17 protein-coding genes are annotated in these 17927 nt (G+C 36.5%); 7 read left to right on the top strand and 10 right to left on the bottom strand.

Annotated elements, in window-relative coordinates:
* Positions 1 to 1001: GspE/PulE family protein (locus WBM70_RS10815; RefSeq protein ID WP_424558511.1), on the top strand; the 1001-nt coding region annotated here is incomplete at its 5' end.
* A 1-nt stretch (position 1002) separates the two neighbouring features.
* Entirely contained in the window at positions 1003 to 2250 is a 1248-nt protein-coding gene (locus tag WBM70_RS10820; protein WP_424558512.1) for a type II secretion system F family protein, read from the top strand.
* A gap of 53 nt (positions 2251 to 2303) precedes the next feature.
* Here the strand turns inward: WBM70_RS10820 and kdsB are convergent, their stop codons facing one another.
* Positions 2304 to 3023, bottom strand: coding sequence for a 3-deoxy-manno-octulosonate cytidylyltransferase (gene kdsB, locus WBM70_RS10825; RefSeq protein WP_424558513.1), 720 nt, complete (start codon positions 3021 to 3023; stop codon positions 2304 to 2306).
* 76 nt (positions 3024 to 3099) lie between these two features.
* Between kdsB and hemH the strand changes: the two genes are divergently transcribed.
* Both hemH and WBM70_RS10835 read left to right on the top strand, forming a co-directional pair.
* Positions 3100 to 4137 carry a ferrochelatase gene (gene hemH, locus WBM70_RS10830; RefSeq protein WP_424558514.1) on the top strand — a complete coding sequence of 346 codons (1038 nt, stop codon included), beginning with the start codon at positions 3100 to 3102 and terminating at the stop codon, positions 4135 to 4137.
* Positions 4138 to 4148: 11 nt separating this feature from the next.
* Positions 4149 to 4712 carry an IMPACT family protein gene (locus WBM70_RS10835; RefSeq protein WP_424558515.1) on the top strand — a complete coding sequence of 188 codons (564 nt, stop codon included), beginning with the start codon at positions 4149 to 4151 and terminating at the stop codon, positions 4710 to 4712.
* A gap of 81 nt (positions 4713 to 4793) precedes the next feature.
* Here the strand turns inward: WBM70_RS10835 and WBM70_RS10840 are convergent, their stop codons facing one another.
* The 6 genes from WBM70_RS10840 to WBM70_RS10865 all read right to left on the bottom strand — a co-directional run bounded on the left by WBM70_RS10840 (position 4794) and on the right by WBM70_RS10865 (position 9791).
* Positions 4794 to 5135: a P-II family nitrogen regulator gene (locus WBM70_RS10840; protein ID WP_424558516.1), complete on the bottom strand. Its 342-nt coding sequence runs from the start codon at positions 5133 to 5135 to the stop codon at positions 4794 to 4796.
* 108 nt (positions 5136 to 5243) lie between these two features.
* Positions 5244 to 6416: an ammonium transporter gene (locus tag WBM70_RS10845; RefSeq protein WP_424558517.1), complete on the bottom strand. Its 1173-nt coding sequence runs from the start codon at positions 6414 to 6416 to the stop codon at positions 5244 to 5246.
* 175 nt (positions 6417 to 6591) lie between these two features.
* Complete coding sequence (locus tag WBM70_RS10850; protein ID WP_424558518.1) at positions 6592 to 6933, bottom strand: P-II family nitrogen regulator; 342 nt, start codon at positions 6931 to 6933, stop codon at positions 6592 to 6594.
* 35 nt (positions 6934 to 6968) lie between these two features.
* Positions 6969 to 8276: an ammonium transporter gene (locus WBM70_RS10855; protein WP_424558519.1), complete on the bottom strand. Its 1308-nt coding sequence runs from the start codon at positions 8274 to 8276 to the stop codon at positions 6969 to 6971.
* Positions 8277 to 8374: 98 nt separating this feature from the next.
* Positions 8375 to 9076, bottom strand: coding sequence for a hypothetical protein (locus WBM70_RS10860; protein ID WP_424558520.1), 702 nt, complete (start codon positions 9074 to 9076; stop codon positions 8375 to 8377).
* Positions 9057 to 9791 carry a helix-turn-helix domain-containing protein gene (locus WBM70_RS10865; RefSeq protein WP_424558521.1) on the bottom strand — a complete coding sequence of 245 codons (735 nt, stop codon included), beginning with the start codon at positions 9789 to 9791 and terminating at the stop codon, positions 9057 to 9059. Before WBM70_RS10865 ends, WBM70_RS10860 begins: the two co-directional genes overlap by 20 nt.
* Positions 9792 to 9923: 132 nt before the next feature.
* Here WBM70_RS10865 and WBM70_RS10870 point away from each other — a divergent pair, with 132 nt between their 5' ends.
* A complete protein-coding gene (locus WBM70_RS10870; RefSeq protein ID WP_424558522.1) occupies positions 9924 to 10775 on the top strand; it encodes a DUF234 domain-containing protein in 852 nt (283 codons plus the stop codon).
* An 11-nt stretch (positions 10776 to 10786) separates the two neighbouring features.
* Here the strand turns inward: WBM70_RS10870 and mltG are convergent, their stop codons facing one another.
* Positions 10787 to 11731 (bottom strand): endolytic transglycosylase MltG, encoded by a 945-nt coding sequence (gene mltG / locus WBM70_RS10875; RefSeq protein ID WP_424558523.1) that lies wholly within the window; start codon positions 11729 to 11731, stop codon positions 10787 to 10789.
* On the opposite strand from mltG, the gene WBM70_RS10880 reads away from it, so the two are divergent.
* Both WBM70_RS10880 and WBM70_RS10885 read left to right on the top strand, forming a co-directional pair.
* The gene (locus WBM70_RS10880; RefSeq protein WP_424558524.1) at positions 11667 to 14255 is read left to right on the top strand and encodes an AsmA-like C-terminal domain-containing protein; all 2589 of its coding nucleotides are present in this window, start codon (positions 11667 to 11669) and stop codon (positions 14253 to 14255) included. The genes mltG and WBM70_RS10880 overlap by 65 nt on opposite strands.
* A gap of 45 nt (positions 14256 to 14300) precedes the next feature.
* Positions 14301 to 15344 carry a hypothetical protein gene (locus tag WBM70_RS10885; protein WP_424558525.1) on the top strand — a complete coding sequence of 348 codons (1044 nt, stop codon included), beginning with the start codon at positions 14301 to 14303 and terminating at the stop codon, positions 15342 to 15344.
* A 6-nt stretch (positions 15345 to 15350) separates the two neighbouring features.
* Here WBM70_RS10885 and WBM70_RS10890 read toward each other — a convergent pair whose 3' ends face one another.
* On the bottom strand, positions 15351 to 16577 hold the full coding sequence (locus WBM70_RS10890) for an ABC transporter permease (protein WP_424558526.1): 1227 nt from the start codon (positions 16575 to 16577) through the stop codon (positions 15351 to 15353).
* A partial coding sequence (locus WBM70_RS10895; protein ID WP_424558527.1) for an SEC-C metal-binding domain-containing protein occupies positions 16577 to 17927 on the bottom strand: 1351 nt, incomplete at its 5' end. The genes WBM70_RS10890 and WBM70_RS10895, both read right to left, overlap by 1 nt.

Here is a 17927-nt window from a genome sequence, read left to right on the forward strand (position 1 = left end):
TTTTCAATCCATTGGCTTCAAGAATGAAATTACTTTCAAATTTGGATATTGCAGAAAAAAGAAAACCACAAGATGGTAGATTTTCTGCAACCGTATCACAAAAAGATTTTGATTTTAGGGTTTCAACATTGCCAACTATATTTGGTGAATCTATTGTACTGCGTATTTTGGATAAGTCCAAAGCGATGATTAGGCTCGAAGATGCAGGTATGAGCAAATTTTGTTATGATAGGTTCTCTGAGTCTATTAAAGTACCATACGGTATTGTATTGGTTACAGGTCCTACAGGTTCTGGTAAGACGACCACACTATATGGAGCCCTCAATGCGATAAAAGATGTCAAGGATAAGATCATAACGGTTGAAGACCCTGTAGAGTATCAGATGGGTGGTTTACAACAAGTACAGGTAAGGGCAAGTATCGGATTGAGTTTTGCTGATGCACTAAGATCGATATTAAGACAGGATCCAGATAAGATCATGATCGGTGAGATCAGGGATAAGGAGACATTACGTATCGCCATTCAAGCTGCGCTTACCGGGCACTTGGTCCTTTCTACTCTGCATACGAATGATGCTATTTCTGCAGTCACAAGGATCTTGGATATGGGGATTGAAGAGTATCTCGTCAGTGGTGCATTGGTTGCCATACAGGCACAGCGACTTGTACGTAAGATATGTCCGCATTGTAAAAAAACAACTGTACTTGATGCAACGCTTCGAAAGTCAATTGAAGAGTATCTTCCAGAGAATCCCACTTTCTATATCGGTGAGGGCTGTAAAGAGTGTGGACACAGCGGATATTCAGGAAGGGAAATGATATCTGAAGTTTTAACTATCAGTGAAACATTTGCTCGACTGATAGCAAGTAGTGCAAGCAAAGAAGAGATGACAAAGCAGGCCATGGAAGAAGGTTTTGTAACGATGTTTGAAGATGGTATCCACAAAGCATTAGAAGGTAAAACGACTATTGCAGAAATTTATAGAGTAGCGAGATTATAAGATGAAATATTTTAATGTAACAGTAATGGACAAGGGTAGAAAACGACTTGAGCTTCTAAAAGCTAACAGTAAAATGGCAGCAGTTAGTCTTGCTAAGCAAAAATTCCCTACTACGATGGTAATGAAAGCTGTAGAAACATCTGCTCCTCTTGAAGATAGTATATCTCAACTATTATCTGGTTTGCAAAAATCAATGAAGTCCAAGATACCGATCAATGATAAAATATCAACGATACGACAGATAGCTGTTATGACAGATGCAGGTATACCTATTAATGATACATTGGTAGAAGTTGCAGAAAACACGGAAAATAAGCAACTAAAAGAGATATATGCAACTATCAACAATGATATTAATGCGGGTAATAGTATATCGGATGCAATAGAGCCTTATACTGAAGAATTTGGGCATGTGGCTATTGCGATGACAAATCTTGGAGAGCGAACAGGTAACATTTCTGAGTCTTACCATAAGCTTGCGGATATACTTGAAAATATTAGAGATAATACAGCTAAATTTAAAAAAGCTATTAGAACACCTTTGATCACATTGGCGGCGATGGGTATTGCCTTTACGATACTCATTATGGTGGTTGTACCAAAATTTAAAGATATATTTGACAAATTTAAAACTGAACTTCCTGTACCTACGAAAATACTTCTATCATTAGAATGGGCATTAAGTAATTATGGACTACTTATTCTTGCAATCTTGATTGCTATTTTCTTTGGTGTAAAATTTATGTATAAGAACAATGAAGAGTTTAAATATCAGATGGATAAGATGATGATACATCCACGCTTTTATCTGATCAATAAAGCGATCTTTCTCTCTACCATGCATAAGTACAATCTGGTATTTGGAGAGTTGGTTAAATCAGGTATTCCTGTTTCAGAAGCGTTAGAGACAGCTGTAGGTATGGTTGATAATGCAGCGATCAAAGAACAGCTGTTAACGGTGAATGTCAATATTGGTCGTGGTATGAATTTGGCAGAAGCTTTTCAACTGACAGGTCTTTATGAGAACATGCTTCTGCAGATGATAAAAGCAGGTGAGGCTGGTGGTCAGTTAGATGCCATGTTAGATAAAGTAACCGGTTATTATGATATGCAATTCCAGGATCTGATAGATAATCTTGCTGCCTATATTGAACCTATTTTGTTATTCTTTATTGCAGGACTTGTTTTGCTTATGGCTTTAGGTATCTTTATGCCTATGTGGGATCTTGGAAAAGCGGTAAAAGGTTAAAAGAACGAGTATATAGAGAAATCTTTCTCTATATACAATATAAGTTTAGTTTGTTAGAGTCTATGGTGTTTAACCGCTTTTTCTAAATCTTCCATGGTGTCTATACCAAAACTTTCTGTATGCACTTCTGTCATTGCAACTTCATAGCCATGATAAAGGGCTCTAAGTTGTTCCAGTTTTTCTATATCTTCTAACGGTGCAGGCTCAAGCATGCAAAAGTTACGTAATGATCTTACTGTAAAACCATAGATACCTAAATGCCCTTTGTACGAATCAAAATGATGGTCTCTTGGATAGGGTACTTTTGCTCTTGAAAAATAGAGGGCTATATCATCACTGTCGGTGACAACCTTTACGATATTTGGGTCATCAGCCTCTGGATTAGAGATGTACTTGTAACATGAATTCATCATAACACGTTCATCTTCTTTATTCTTTTTCGTCAGATCATATATAGCCTGTACGACTTCTGTTTCTATAAAAGGTTCGTCTCCCTGCACATTGATAATGATCTCATCCTCATCTAAATCCAATTTTTGAGCTGCTTCATAGATTCGGTCTGTACCACTTTGATGTGTCGTAGATGTAAGTACAGCTTGTATTTCATGTTGACTAGCAATGTCTACAACTTCTTGTGAGTCTGTAGCGATCACAACATTATCTATATCTTCAACAGCCTTGGCAGTTCTTACTACCATAGGCATCCCCCCAATGTCTGCTAAGACTTTATTGGGAAAGCGACTTGAGCCTATACGTGCAGGAATGATAATCATATGTATCCTTTTTTTATATTAAACTAATTTTACACTTTCTATGCTAAGATACAACAATTAAAGTAAAAGGTGTAAGGTGAAGCAAGCATTATTCTTATTAAATATGGGTGGTCCTAACAGTCTTGATGAAGTAGAACTCTTCTTATACAATATGTTTTCAGATAAAAATATTTTACCAACGAATCCTGCAACAAGAGCACTTGTCCGTAAAATTATCATTTCAAAACGTTTAGATGAAGCTAAAGAGAGTTATGCACATTTAGGGGGTAAGTCTCCTTTATCAGATTTGACACAAGAACTAATAGAAAATCTCAAAAATATATTAGACATGCCTATTTATGCTGCAATGCGTTATGTACCTCCTTTTGCTCAAGAATCACTTAAAAAATGTAGAGATGAAGGGGTTGAGGAACTCTTGCTTTTTCCTCTTTATCCACAGTACTCAACTACAACAACACTCTCCTCCTATGAAGATATAGTATCTAGGTGTAAAGCTCTAGATTATCATCCTAAGATCACTATGTTGGCATGTCAGTATTATGATGATATTGACTATATTAAAGCGAATGTGGAACAGATAGAAAAAGCTATCAAGGGTAAAGATATATCAGAGTATGATTTACTTTTATCAGCACATGGTTTACCTCTGAGTATCATTAAAGCTGGTGATCCTTACCAACGACAAGTTGAAGCTAATGTGAGTGCGATAAAAACCTTACTCAAAATAAAAGGTCTAAACTTTAAAGATGTTAAATTAGTGTATCAATCAAAAGTGGGTAATGCCACATGGTTAGAACCTAATCTTGTGGATGTTTTACGTAATCCCCTTAATCGTAAAGTGCTTATCTACCCATTGGCATTTACCATTGATAATTCTGAGACACTCTTTGAATTAGATATTGAGCATCGTGAAATTGCTGATAAAATTAAATATGATGATTATATTGTGGCTGAATGTATGAATAGCAGTGAGGCTTTTGTTAATTTTATTGTTAAATATGTGAAGATGAATGGGGCACAAAAAAATAATAGTACATTTCCTTGTTCTAATTGTAGTGTATGTCTCTGCTGTGGAGCAGCAAGTGCATATGACTCTGAAATAGTGAAAGCATAAACCTTAATTTAATGATGGTCACCGTCAGTTCAAAAACTGTTTATACAACAGAAGTAAATCGCTCCAAGTTTATGACACACCTTGTACCTATATCAGAGTATGAAGGATTGCAGTCCAAACTTAAAGTTGAACATCCGAAAGCCAACCATGTTGTGTATGCGTTAAGATATCTCAATGAATTTGATCAGATCGTAGAAAATTCCTCGGATGATGGAGAACCAAAAGGTTGTGCCGGCACTCCGGCACTTAATGTTTTACGTGGGGAAGAACTCATAAACTGTGCAGTACTGATTGTACGTTACTTTGGAGGTATAAAGCTTGGTACAGGTGGTATGGCAAGAGCATATGCTTTGGCTGTTAAAAATGTATTTAAAGAATCTAGAATTGTGTCTTATGAAAAAGAAATCACCTATATGTTTTCAACAAACTATAATGAAGTGGATAAAACATTATATAGACTTAAACAATTAGATCTTACGAATTACGAGCGTGATTTTGGTCTTGATAAAGTGGTTTGGACAATAGTTGGAAGTGAAGAGAAGATTGATGTTTTGAAAAGAGAAGAGGGCTTATAGTGCCTTTTCGTGAGCTAAGCTCTGTAAGTACATTTAGTACTTACGGTGCTTCTTCGTCAGTTTTATAAATACATTTAGTATTTATAAAGCTTCCTCATCCTCTTCATCTGTTCTGATACGAATGGTTTTAGAGATGTCTGATACAAAGATCTTACCATCACCTATCTTTCCAGTTTTAGCAGCTTCTTTAATGGCTTCTATTGCTCTATTTGCATAGTCATCGCTACTGACAACGATCTCAATTTTTACTTTAGGAATGAACTCTACAATATACTCAGCACCTCTGTAGAGTTCTGAGTGTCCCTGTTGTCGTCCATACCCTTTTACTTCAGATACTGTCATGCCTTCTATGCCAACTTCTACAAGGGCATCTTTTACATCTTCTAATTTGAATGGTTTGATAATTGCTTCTATTTTTTTCATTTTGTTTCCTTCAATATTTTTATAAAGCGACTAGTCGCGTGAGCTTTCTGCTGAAGAAGATTCAGCGTCAGCGTAGTAAAAGCTAGGCTTTGCCTAGATTGCATTCTATTAGATAGAACGTTTAAATTCCGGGTATGCTTCTATACCACATTCTGTGGCATCAATACCTTCTAATTGTTCTTCATCTCCAGCTGTAAGTACAAAGATCTTATTGATTGTAAAAATAGTGATCCATGCAAGAGGGAAGACGATAACGCCTACTACAATGATACCTTTTAGTTGTGCAATTATGCTTACTTCACTGACAAAAATACCTACTGCAAGCGTACCCCAGATACCATTAACCAAGTGAACAGAGAGTGCACCCACTGGATCATCAAGTTTAAGTTTATCAAAAAGTGGTACAGCTATAACAACCAATGCACCACCGATCAATCCAATCAAGATAGGTGTATGTATATCATAGAGGTGAGGGCCTGCTGTAACTGCCACGAGTCCACCTAAGGCACCGTTGAGTATCATGGTGATATCGAACTTCTTATATCGAAAATAAGTAAGTAACCATCCTGCAATGGCTCCTGCCAATCCAGCTGTGTTGGTATTCATGATAGTGAGTGCTACTGCATCAGCATTCTCTTTTGAGGAGATAGCACCTACAGAACCACCATTAAATCCAAACCAACCTATCCAAAGTAAAAAAGCACCCAGTGTTACTAATGGAATACTTGATGCAGGAATAACACGAATCTGTCCATTTCTAAAGCGACCATGTCTAGGCCCCATGATAATGATGGCTGCCAAGAGTGCCCATCCACCTGTTGAATGAATGACTGTTGAGCCTGCCAGATCAGATAGACCTGAGATATCTAACATTGTTCCATCTAAAAAGTTAGCACCCCAAGTGATGTTTACAATAGTTGGATAGATAAAAGCACCTACAGCAATTGTAAACAGTGCTAAAGGTAAGATACGGGATCGTTCACTGACCCCACCACTCATGATGTTGATAACTTTTCCTACAAATGCCATTTGGAACATAAAAAATGCCCACTTACTCATTCCATCCTGATGGTCCCAGTTACCAAATGCATACTCATAGCCTATCAGTAAAAAAGACATAGAGGCTATTGCATAGATCATCACATTTACAGTGAGCACTGAAGTAACATTTTTAGTCCGTACTAATCCTGCTTCCAGCATTGCGAACCCTGGTACCATTAATATGATCAGAGTCATTGCAAAGATAGCAAAGAATGTATCTATTACGTAATTAATTTCCATATGTAATCCCTAATATTTGAGTGCTAATATTGTATCTATTATCTAGAAGGATTCAAAGAAGGTTTTGATTTAAAATAAGGCAGTTTGTTAAATTGTAGAGGATAAGTTAGGGTAAAATTGATTAATTTTTAATCATATGGCTAGAGACAAGGCATTGCCTTATCTCTATAAAAGCTTAGAGTGCGTCAGAGTCAGTTTCATCTGTTCTGATACGAACAACATGCTCAATCGTGCTAACAAATATTTTACCGTCACCGATCTTACCTGTTTTAGCCGCTTCGCTGATCGCTTTGATGGCAGTTTCTGCATAGGCATCAGTACTAACAACAAGTTCGATCTTGATCTTAGGGATGAATTCAACTACGTATTCAGCTCCTCTGTAGAGTTCAGAGTGTCCCTGTTGTCTTCCGTATCCTTTAACTTCAGATACAGTCATCCCTTCAATACCTGCTGCTACAAGAGCATCTTTTACATCTTCCAGTTTAAATGGTTTGATAATTGCTTCAATTTTTTTCATTATTTAATCCTTTATAAATTAATAGTAGCAAATTCTTACGAATTTACTACAACTTCACCGTGAATCGTTTCATCAAGACCAGCAGCTTCCGTCTCTTCATCTACTCTTGCACCACCTGTAATAGCTGAAGCGATATAGTACACAATGACTGTACCGATTAGTGTAAAGAGTCCAACTACAACAACTGATTCAACTTGTACCATGAATTGTCCCATTCTGTCACCACTCTCTTTCATTGGACCATCCCAGAGTAGATCTTTATCATCAAGTGCAAGGATACCAGTTGCAAGTGCACCCCAAAGACCTGCTAAGAAGTGGATACCAAATGCATCTAGAGAATCATCATAACCAAGTTTTTTCTTAAGTGCAACAACACCGAAGAATGCAAAGATCGAACCAACGATACCTACTATGAACGCACCACCAACACTTACAAAACCAGCAGCTGGAGTGATAGCAACTAGACCAGCAATGATACCTGAGGCAATCCCAAGAAGTGTAGGCTTTTTAAAGACAAACCACTCAAGTAGCATCCAGGTTACAGCAGCTGCAGCAGTAGCAACAGTTGTCGTCATTACAGCAAGACCAGCGATAGCGTTTGCACCAAATGCAGATCCACCGTTAAATCCATACCAACCGAACCATAATAGTGCTGCACCAACAGCAGTAAGAAGAATACTATATGGTTTCATAGCTACTTTAGGATAACCGGCTCTTTTACCAACTAAGATAGCAAGTACAAGACCAGCTAAACCACCATTCATGTGTACAACTGTACCACCGGCAAAGTCAAGAGCACCAGCATCAAAAAGAAGTGCACCGTCTCCACCCCATACCATGTGTGTTATTGGAGCATAAACAAGAAGACCCCATAGAGCAACGATAACCATCCAAGTAGAAAATTTCATACGTCCGATAACAGAACCTGAAGCAATCGCTACAGTAATCGCGGCAAATGTACCTTGGAATGCAATAAATACATAAGTAGGGTAAGTACCAGAAAGGTCAGTCCACTTAATACCGTCAAGCATGATATGATTAAATCCACCAAATACATTTTGAAGCATTGCGCTTTCATTCGTTCCAAATGCAATAGAGTAACCTGCAATTATCCATACTACAAATGCAAGTACAAATGCACCCATAACCATCGCGTATGTATTTAATACGTTTTTACTTCTTGTCATACCACCATAGAAAAGTGCCAATCCTGCTGGTGTCATAAGAAGTACAAATGCTGTCGATACCATCATCCATGCTGTATCACCTGTGTCCAGTTTATCTTCTGCAAAAGCGAAGATAGGCAAAAACATTGCCATTAGAGCTGAAAGTTTTAATTTCATGCTATTTCCTTTAAATTAATTTTTACAAGATAATAGTAACATGGATAGTGATTTTTTATTTCATCCTATTGATTAATTTTTAACCAATAGGTAATTGATTATTGTATAAGTGGTATTTCAAGTTTAATGGAGTGTTCTTTAAGGAGACATTTGATTTGGCTATCACCTGCAAGTGTACATATCTCTTCATCTGTATCTGCATAGCGTCCATTTGCAGATATAGAGAGTTGAATAAGAGAGATCCTTTTATCTTCTATAATGACATGTTGACCAAAAAGAAGTTTGAGAGAAATATCAATAGAGTCTGAAGCTCTAAATGCATCAAGTACTTTTCTTAGCAATTTTGAAAAATTATTTTGGTCTATTTTAAATGCCGGTAGGTCCTGATCGGTCAATAGTTTGAGCGGATTCGTGTTCTTGATTCTGAAAAGTGCCAAATTAGCCTCAAGTAGGATGTTGATGTCTGTAGTGATGAGTTTATCTGTTTCAATCTTACGTGTGGGTTTAATACGAGGCGTGTTATATAGACGTAGTGAAATGTGTTCTTCATTTTCATATCCTACTGTAATGGCATGGAACAAAAATGAATCATAGTTCAGTGTCAGTGAGGTGGTCTTATATCCGAAATTTTGAGGTGCATAGGATAAAGAAATATCATAAAGCTCTTTTTTACTAACATAGCCAAATAAAATTTCAGCTGCGTTATTAAGGTAGAGTATCTTTCCTTGATTATTAAAAAGTATAAAAGGATTGTTATCCCATTCTATAAAAGATTTGAAATCAATCGATGTTGTGTTCATGTATTTTCTTTCTAAGTGTATTTCTGTTAATACCTAAAACCTGTGAGAGCTGTAGTTGTGAACCAAATTTTTTAAGACCTGCTTCTATAAGAGGTTTTTCAAATAAACCCAGATGTTCTCTATATCCGTCATTTCCATCAAGATGCTTGAGCAAATAGCCGTAGAGTACACTTTCAATATCTTGCGCATTCATACTTAATTTCATGATGTACATGTAGACAGATCTTTTAAGGCTCTTACTGTTTTTAGTAAGGTTTAAAGGGATATCATCTTGATCAATGTTAAGAGCATCTACCATAAGAGTTGAGCTTGCTTCCTTTATGAATAGATCTATTAGATAATTAATATCTTCAGGACGCTCTTGTAATGATGGCATCGTATAAATGAAAGCAAAAAGATCATCAATGAGTTCGGGATTACCCAAATAGTCTGCTGTAACAATGATACGTTTATTTGTAAAATCAAGAGTATTTTGATTACTGAGTTTTTCAAAGTTTGTGATGATGAGTTCATCACTGATCTCGAGTGCTTCTTCAACCTCTTTTTGATCCTTCCCTGAGACTAGGGGAGCATCAGGAAAAAGGGATCGTGCAAGGGACTTTTTACCCGTATGTGCTTCACCTATAATGATAGAGGAGACAAAGAGTGTTTTTGTGAGGTTAAAACTCTTGATAATATGTTGTACTTTATCTGATTTGCTGAAAAATGTTTCCATAATACTCTTTAGTGTTGATTAATAATTAATCATACAAAAATTCAAATAAAAGTATGTTAAAATAATTTAATTTATGGATAAAGGGGTTTCATCAAAGCATCATTTCAAAGGTTTTATCACCATTTTTCTTATTTGGAACTAGAACAGGCTGTTGAGTATTTCTCAATTTTGGGTGGGATAGGTAAAAATATAGAATTGGACTATTTTGATGATGTCTTTTCTATGGTAGAGTCTAATTTTGTACAAAATTTCTCAAAATTTCAGGCACTTGTTTCTCCTTCATATCTTTTAGAAAGTCCTTATAGAGAAATACTTATCTCCGTAGCCAGAGGCGATGGAAAACTCTACTCTGTAATTAGAAAAGCAAAACTCAGTGAGGCTTTGGGAGAACAGATTGTTCAAGAGTTAGTTGACTTAAATGTATTGAAGGTTGAAATTTCTAGAGAATCCCCCTTACGCATTCACCCTAAACACAAACTCAAAAAAGAGCAGCGTTCTTACCGTGTACAGGACAAACTTCGTTTTGTACAGCCTTTTATGCGTTTTTGGTTTGGGTTTGTAACCTATTATAGAAAAGATCTGGCTTTAGGGAAGGGTGATGCTTTCTTGGAAAACTTTGAAAAACACTATGACCGTTTGCGTTCATTGGTGTATGAACAACTCTGTGATGCACTTCTTACACAATACTATGAAGATAAAAATCCATTGATCAGTAGAGGTAGCTTTTGGAATATCCACAGTGAATTTGATATTTTGGCGGTGACTAAAGACAAAAAGGTCATTTTAGGAGAATGTAAATATAAAGACCGGAAGGTGTGCAAAAACGAACTCACCAAGCTCAAAGCAAAGGCACTGGAATCTGGTATCAAAGTGGATGTCTATGCACTTTTTTCCAAGAGTGGATTTTCAAATGAGCTGTTACAGTTACAGGATGAGAATTTACTTTTGTTTGATCTGAATGACCTCGAAGTACTTAGCGCTTAATCTTTGTAAGTTCAACGTGCTTTTTGAATATTTTTACGATGTTTTTTATAGCTGTCCGTAAAGTCATGTACACCTTGAGCATTTTTCATGAAGTAAAGATAGTTTGTTTTAGCCGGTTTGATCGCTGCAATGATGGCATCAAAAGAGACTGCACCTATTGGTGAATGAGGCAAGCCTTTATACTTGTATGTGTTATATCTGCTTGTGTCATTTTTGATACGCTCAGGGGTCACTTTGATATGTGAATATTTACCGTAGTTAAGTGTTCCATCCATTTGTAAACGCATACCTTTTTTAAGACGGTTGTAAATCACAGATGAGACGATGGGCATCTCTGTTGTATTGGCTGCTTCTTTTTGTATGATAGAGGCGATGATAAGTATATTTGACCACTGTTTTTTATTGTAGGTTCCGTAAATTTTCTTTGAGATCTCTTCATATTTTTTTTCAGATTCACTGAGAAGGAAATGCATGAGGTGTTTTTCAGTAATACCATAAGGCACATAATAGGTATCAGCATAGATACCTGCCTCAGGATACTTCGAAAACTCTTTGTAATATGTTTCTAATTTTTCTTTGTTGAGTTTTAGATCAGTGGCCACTGAAGTTAAAAACAGTTCTGTTGTTTCTCCTGGAATGAGTGTGATCTCTTCCATTTTTGCTTTTGCCGTAGTAAGTTTATAGAGAAAATCGATACGGTTTAAATGGGTTGCACCTATATCTACCCAACCACTTTGCGGTTTACCAAGAAAGATCAAAATATATTTGTCTATGGGGCTTAACGCATACCCTTTTTGTGTCAGCTGTGATATAATATATGTAATAGAGCCCTGCGGAACTAAAAGTGTTCGTGTTGTTTGAATGGGCAGTGTAGTATAAAAGGCAAATGAGATGATCAAAACAAGTGCAATGTTTTCTGCCCATGCCATCCATGTGCTTTTACGTAATACACTCATTTTCTTCGTTGTCCTTTTTATTGCTTTTTTCATGTGGCTTCTTGCAGGTATCAAGTTAGATACAGTTAAGGTAGCTGATTACAGTGTAGATGGATTATACATTAAACTCGATAAAAAGCTTATACTCAAAGCAGATAATGTCATTATCCCTGAAAGTAAAGAAGACCCGTCTTTCAATAGAATAGATGAAGCATTTGATCGGATAAAGTATATACTTACCTTCTTTGAATCCATTGATCTTAAAAATATTGTTTTTCAAAATAATACATTAAGTATAAAATATCGCGATGACTATTTGAAGCTTACAAGTAAGGATTATGAAATTGTCGGGACGGTAAAACGTGAAGGGAAGATGATAAAAGCCACTATACCTTTTCTTAATTTAAAACAACATCATGTGGCAATGAATGGAAAATTTACATATGATCTGCATGAAGATAGATTGGCAACGGAAGGGAATTTTACCTTAAACGGAGCATCAGGAAAGTTCACTGCAAGTAAAAAAGGGAATGAGATAGACTTTGGACTAAGCAGTGATCCTTTTACAGATTTAAAAGGTATTATAGATAAGTTTAATCTCATGGAAGTTGTTCGAAGTTGGGTGGTTGATAAGGTTCAAGCCAGTGAATATTCACTTCATTCTTTATCCGGAAAAGGAAAAATAGAAGAGGGTAAATTTAAAATAGATTTTGATGCCTTAAAGGGAGAGGTTCTTTTCTCAGATGCAAAAATATATTTTAAAGATGAACTTCCCCCGGTTTTAGTGCCAAGTTTTATATTGACTTACAACGATGGAGGACTCTACTTTGACTTGAAAGAACCTACGTATGAAGGTATAAGTTTGAAAGGGAGTGAGGTCAGTATACTCAATTTACTTAATACCCATACGAATCTAAAGCTTAAGATCAGGGCGAATGCACCCTACGACAGTAAATTACAAAATTTATTAAATGCATATGACCTGCTATTGCCGATCAATCAAGACAGCGGTAAAGCAAATGTTCTCTTCATGGCAGATATAAGTTTGAAAAATACGTATAAAGATTTCTTTGTCAATGTTGACTTTGAACAAAGTGTTATATGGTTGGAAAAAGTCAAATTTGCTATTGAGAAAGGTATACTCCAGTATCAAAAGGGAGTGATTACTTTAAAAAATATTTATTTGAAAGATACACTATATGAAGGTAATCTCAATGGTAAGATAGATCTCGAAAAGAAAAAAGCAGACTTGGTCTTTGATGCTAAAAGTATTGAACTTGGAGAGGATGGGAAGAAGTTTTTTGTTCTAAAAGATCAAACATTGCCTTTTAAATTAGGCTATGAAGATACTATAGAAGTAGAAATACCTAAACTACATATAAAACTTACCAGCGATAAGAATGAGACAAATATCTTTTTAACAGATATCAATAAAATTAAACCCTATCTTCCAGATCCAGGACCTATTGAACAAGGTGGGCATGTAGATATAAAAACAAAAGACTTTCAATCATATGATTTTAAAGGAATACTGAAAAGAACATCATGTTTTTTATATGACAAAGACAATCAATGTAAATCAAGAGTACCTTTTGAAGGTAAAGTTACACCTACTGACGTAGATTTTTATGCTTTCAGCAAACGTTTTCATTATAATCAGGCTTCCTCACGTGTGAAAATAACAAGTCTCAATATTGATCTTAAAGAATTTCTAAAAACGACAAATAAGACAAACCAAGAAAAGACCAAAAATAAAGGTAAGGAAATACAGGGTAAATCTTTGATCATTTTAGGTAAAAAGAGTAATCTGAGATATGAAGAATATAGTTTAATCACAGACAGCTACGATATAGAAGTCAAACCTAACGGCAACATTAAGGCGATAGGAAGTTCATCGAATGATATTATTAAATTTGCTAAAAAGCAGGAACTTTTATCTATGAGAGCACTACGTATAAAAGATAAGACATTACACCCCTTGATCAATTTTAAAGGTTTGCAGGATGGGCGGTACACTCTAAAAAAATGGGGAGATCCTGAGAAGACGATGAAGGGTGAGATCATTGTAGAAGGTGGTGTAATGAAAGACTTCAAAGCATATAACAATACTTTGGCTTTCATCAATACCGTACCTGCTTTGGCATCGTTGCAGAACCCGGGTTATTCTGAAAAAGGATTTACTATTGAAGAGGGAGTAGCTGAATACAGAATGGTCAAGAGAGATAAAATAATATTTGATTCCATCTATATTAAAGGATCGTCAGCAACGATCGCAGGAACGGGGGAAATTGATCTGAAGAAAAAAACCATTAATTTGAATCTTGCTATCCAGACTGCAAGAGAGATAGGTAAATTGGTGGGCAGTTTGCCAGTTTTAGGCTATATAATCACGGGTGGAGACAAGAGTTTGACCTTTGGACTGCAGATTACAGGTACATTGGATAATCCGCAGGTAAATACATCTGCAGGAGGTGATATTCTCTCATTGCCTCTGAAGATTCTCCAGAGGACAATTGAGTCACCAGAACATATTATAAATAAATAAAATAGTGTATAATGAAAAAATGAGTGAGAATAAAAGGCAATATAAATGATAAAAAAAATTCTTTTAATGACACTGGGGTTAAGTGTTTTTATATGGGCTGATTTGAGTCATGATGAAAAGAGGGGTTTACAAGATATGAAGACCCACTATACGATACAAGATGAAACTCCAGAAATTTCTATAGGCACAGATAGCGAACTTTTACCACATGAAACTACAGAAATACCTACAGGCGATAGAGATGACGAACTTGTACCTATGGAACACATATTTGATAGACCTGATGAAGATGCTAAAGCAGTGATAAAGAAATCCAATAAGAGGGTTGAGGAAAAAGTAAAAATACCCAAGATCACAGAAAAAGAACGTTTACCAGAAAAAATGAAATCAAAGAAACCTGAAAAATCTCAAATGACCCAAATAAAGAGTGAAAATGAGAGTGAAATAGAAAGAATACGCAGAGAGTTAGATATTAAAGGCCCTAGCCAAAAAGAGTTAAAACTACAAAAAATAAAAGCACAATTAGATATTAAAGAGCCTAGTGTACAAACACTACGAATCGACAGTATAAGAGAAGAATTAAATATAGGGTACAGGACACCCAAAAATGAGAGTAGGTTAGATAGAAGGGTAGAAGATGTAAAAGAGGGATTAGATGCTTTAAGTGTAGATAATGCTCTTTCAAGTATCAAAAGCACGATAGGTATGGGTGGCAAAAAGAAAGACACAGGTTTCTCTATTACTAACAGTATAAGTGACTTTGGTGATACGATCGGTATAGATATCGGAATTCCTAGTTTCTTTGGCTCTAGCAGTAAGAAAAAAGAGAGTGGTGTTTTGGACAGTGTTTTAGGGTTTGGTATCCTTGGAGACATAAGAGATACCGGTACTTCAATGTATAAAGGAGCAAAGTATTCTGGTCAATCTGCAGAGATGATGTCAGGCATGATGTATAACTCTTCCAAAATGTACAATACGATGTTCGGTGTATTTGATGACTCGCCATTTAACCTTTTTGAAGAGGAAGAGGAAGCTTCAATGTTTGATGTATTTGAGCATGGTAATGCTGTGATGGATATGTTTAATTAAAGCTGTCTATTCATTTCTGAGTACAGTTAATGGGTCTGTCTGCGATGCTTTTTTTGCTGGATAGAGAGCAGAGAGTAATATGATAATACTTGTCCCTAGAATGATCAACCCAAAATCATTTAGCGTGAGATCTACAGGTAATTTAGACGTACCGTAAACATCTGCCGGCATAGAGATAATATCAAAAGTAGTCAGTATCCAAATACCAAGTCCACCAAGCATTGTACCAGCCACAATACCAGCACTACCTATAATAAGTCCTAATCTAAAAAAGATAGATTTTATCTCCATTTTTGTGGCACCGAGTGTACGCATAAGCGCTATCTCTCTTCTTCTGCTCATTACTGTCATAAGTAAAGATGAAATGATGTTGAGAGATGCAACAAGAATGATGAGCAGTAAGACTAGGAAAAGTGCTTTTTTCTCCATTTCCATAGCAGCAAAGAAATTACCATTCTGTTGCCACCAGCCTTCTATGACAACCATTTCAGGCAAAGCTTGTTTTATATCCGCTATTTCATCCAGAGGGTTTTCAGTATAGATATGCAGACCATCATAGCTTCCATGTGTACGTTTCAGTAGTTTTTCAAAAGCTTCCAAAGAGGTGTACATAATGGCTTTATCATAGGCTTTGAGACCAGACTTGAAAATACCATCAATGATAAAACGTTTTTGAAGCGGCATGGTTCCAAAACCTATGGCCTGCTGTTCTGAAAAGTAAAGCGTAACTTTCTCGCCTTTAGGGGCATTCATTTCAAAAGAGAGACCTTCACCTAAGACAACTCTAAACTTGCTTGTTTCGTTGCCTCTGGCTTCTTTAAAAATAGTATTGATCTCACTCTCTTTGTCAAAATCAACACCATAGACCAAAGATCCCTGTACTGCACCATCATTTTTTGTGATGACCTGTGTAGTGTAGTAAGGGCTAAATTTAAGATGGGGAAACTTTTCTCCCAATGAGGTAATAAGAGCATCATTAACTGAATTTTCTTCCAGAGGAAGTACCGTAAGAGGGTAGTTCATGACAAAAAGCTTTTTGGTAAACTCCTTTTGTGTCCCGTTCATGATCCCCATGGCTATCATAAGTACCATTACACCCGCAGCAATACCTAAAAATGCCAACATTGCAGAGATAAAGATAAAAGGGTTTTCTCTATCGTATTTCAGGTAGTGTTTAATAATATGCCTAATAAACTTTTTATTAGGCGAGGAGATTCTTGCAGATGTGGACATTATGCCAGGAGACCTTTTTTAGGTCCACTTTGTCCACAACAGTTTTTATATTTTTTACCTGAACCACATGGACATGGCTCATTTCTTTTAGGCTTCTTTGTAGCGGTTAAAGGTTTTTTCTTAGCTTCTTCCTGCTCATCTGTACTGAGTTTTGCATCTGCCACATCACTCTCTAGCTCTTCTCTGATCTGCTCAACTGCCGCCTCTTCCTCTTCTGGAGATTCAAAGTCAAACTGAACAAGTTGAAGTACCTTTACCGCCTCCAGTTTAATCCGGCTTACAAGCTCTGTAAAGAGTTTATAACTATCTTGTTTGTACTCTGTAAGAGGATCTTTTTGGTTATACCCTCTAAGTCCGATTCCTGTTTTAAGGACATCCATTTCATAAAGGTGATCTCTCCATTGTGGATCAAGCACTTGAAGATATAGGATACGTTCTATCTCTTGTCTTTGTTCAGGATCGATCTGAGACATTTTATTTTCGTAAAGGTTTTCCATCATTTCAGTGATCATAGCTGTGATCTCGTTTACCTCTTTGCCTTTAAAATGTTCGCTTTGTACTTCAATACGAAGTTCTTCTTTGATCAGTGCGGCAAGTCTCTCAACATTAAAGTCTTCTGTCGGCATACCTTCAAAGATCCCCACCTCTACTAAAAGATGGTCTATATATTCTGCACGGTTCTCTTTGATCTTTGCAGCAATGTCAAACTCAGTGTCCAGGAGTTGGTTTCTAAAGGCATAAATGGCCTTTCTTTGGTGATTGGCTACATCATCATATTCCAAGATGTGTTTTCTTGACTCGTAGTGTTGGTTTTCTACTTTTTTCTGTGCTTTTTCTACAGAACGTGTAACGATCTTGGAATCGATATATTCACCATCTTCCACACCAAGTCTGTTCATGATGTTTCTTATTTTTTCTCCACCGAAGATTCGAAGAAGATTGTCATCAAGACTAAGGAAGAATTGGCTTTCACCCGGGTCACCTTGACGTCCTGAACGACCTCTAAGCTGATTATCGATACGTCTACTCTCATGACGTTCTGTACCAAGTATCATAAGTCCGCCTAAGCTTCTTACTTCATCATCTATCTTAATGTCTACCCCACGTCCAGCCATGTTTGTTGCCACTGTCACTGCACCTTTGTGTCCGGCATTCATGATGATCTCTGCTTCTTGAGCATGGTTTTTAGCGTTGAGCATGTTGTGTGGTATCTTCTCTTTTTTGAGCCTGGTATCTATCATTTCAGACTTTTCTATCGAAGCAGTACCTATGAGTACCGGCTGACCTTTGGCATGAAGTTCTCTAACACGTTTAACAACAGCGTCAAGTTTTTCACGTTCTGTATTGTAG

It is taken from the genome of Sulfurovum sp. (assembly GCF_049668085.1).
GTDB lineage: Bacteria > Campylobacterota > Campylobacteria > Campylobacterales > Sulfurovaceae > Sulfurovum.

Bases quoted from the DNA above. Each gene is read 5' to 3' on its own strand.
- WBM70_RS10820 (WP_424558512.1), top strand. From the start codon at position 1,003: ATGAAATATTTTAATGTAACAGTAATGGACAAGGGTAGAAAACGACTT.
- kdsB (WP_424558513.1), bottom strand. From the start codon at position 3,023: ATGATTATCATTCCTGCACGTATAGGCTCAAGTCGCTTTCCCAATAAA.
- WBM70_RS10835 (WP_424558515.1), top strand. From the start codon at position 4,149: ATGATGGTCACCGTCAGTTCAAAAACTGTTTATACAACAGAAGTAAAT.
- WBM70_RS10840 (WP_424558516.1), bottom strand. From the start codon at position 5,135: ATGAAAAAAATAGAAGCAATTATCAAACCATTCAAATTAGAAGATGTA.
- WBM70_RS10845 (WP_424558517.1), bottom strand. From the start codon at position 6,416: ATGGAAATTAATTACGTAATAGATACATTCTTTGCTATCTTTGCAATG.
- WBM70_RS10850 (WP_424558518.1), bottom strand. From the start codon at position 6,933: ATGAAAAAAATTGAAGCAATTATCAAACCATTTAAACTGGAAGATGTA.
- WBM70_RS10855 (WP_424558519.1), bottom strand. From the start codon at position 8,276: ATGAAATTAAAACTTTCAGCTCTAATGGCAATGTTTTTGCCTATCTTC.
- WBM70_RS10860 (WP_424558520.1), bottom strand. From the start codon at position 9,076: ATGAACACAACATCGATTGATTTCAAATCTTTTATAGAATGGGATAAC.
- WBM70_RS10865 (WP_424558521.1), bottom strand. From the start codon at position 9,791: ATGGAAACATTTTTCAGCAAATCAGATAAAGTACAACATATTATCAAG.
- WBM70_RS10880 (WP_424558524.1), top strand. From the start codon at position 11,667: ATGATCAAAACAAGTGCAATGTTTTCTGCCCATGCCATCCATGTGCTT.
- mltG (WP_424558523.1), bottom strand. From the start codon at position 11,731: ATGAGTGTATTACGTAAAAGCACATGGATGGCATGGGCAGAAAACATT.
- WBM70_RS10885 (WP_424558525.1), top strand. From the start codon at position 14,301: ATGATAAAAAAAATTCTTTTAATGACACTGGGGTTAAGTGTTTTTATA.
- WBM70_RS10890 (WP_424558526.1), bottom strand. From the start codon at position 16,577: ATGTCCACATCTGCAAGAATCTCCTCGCCTAATAAAAAGTTTATTAGG.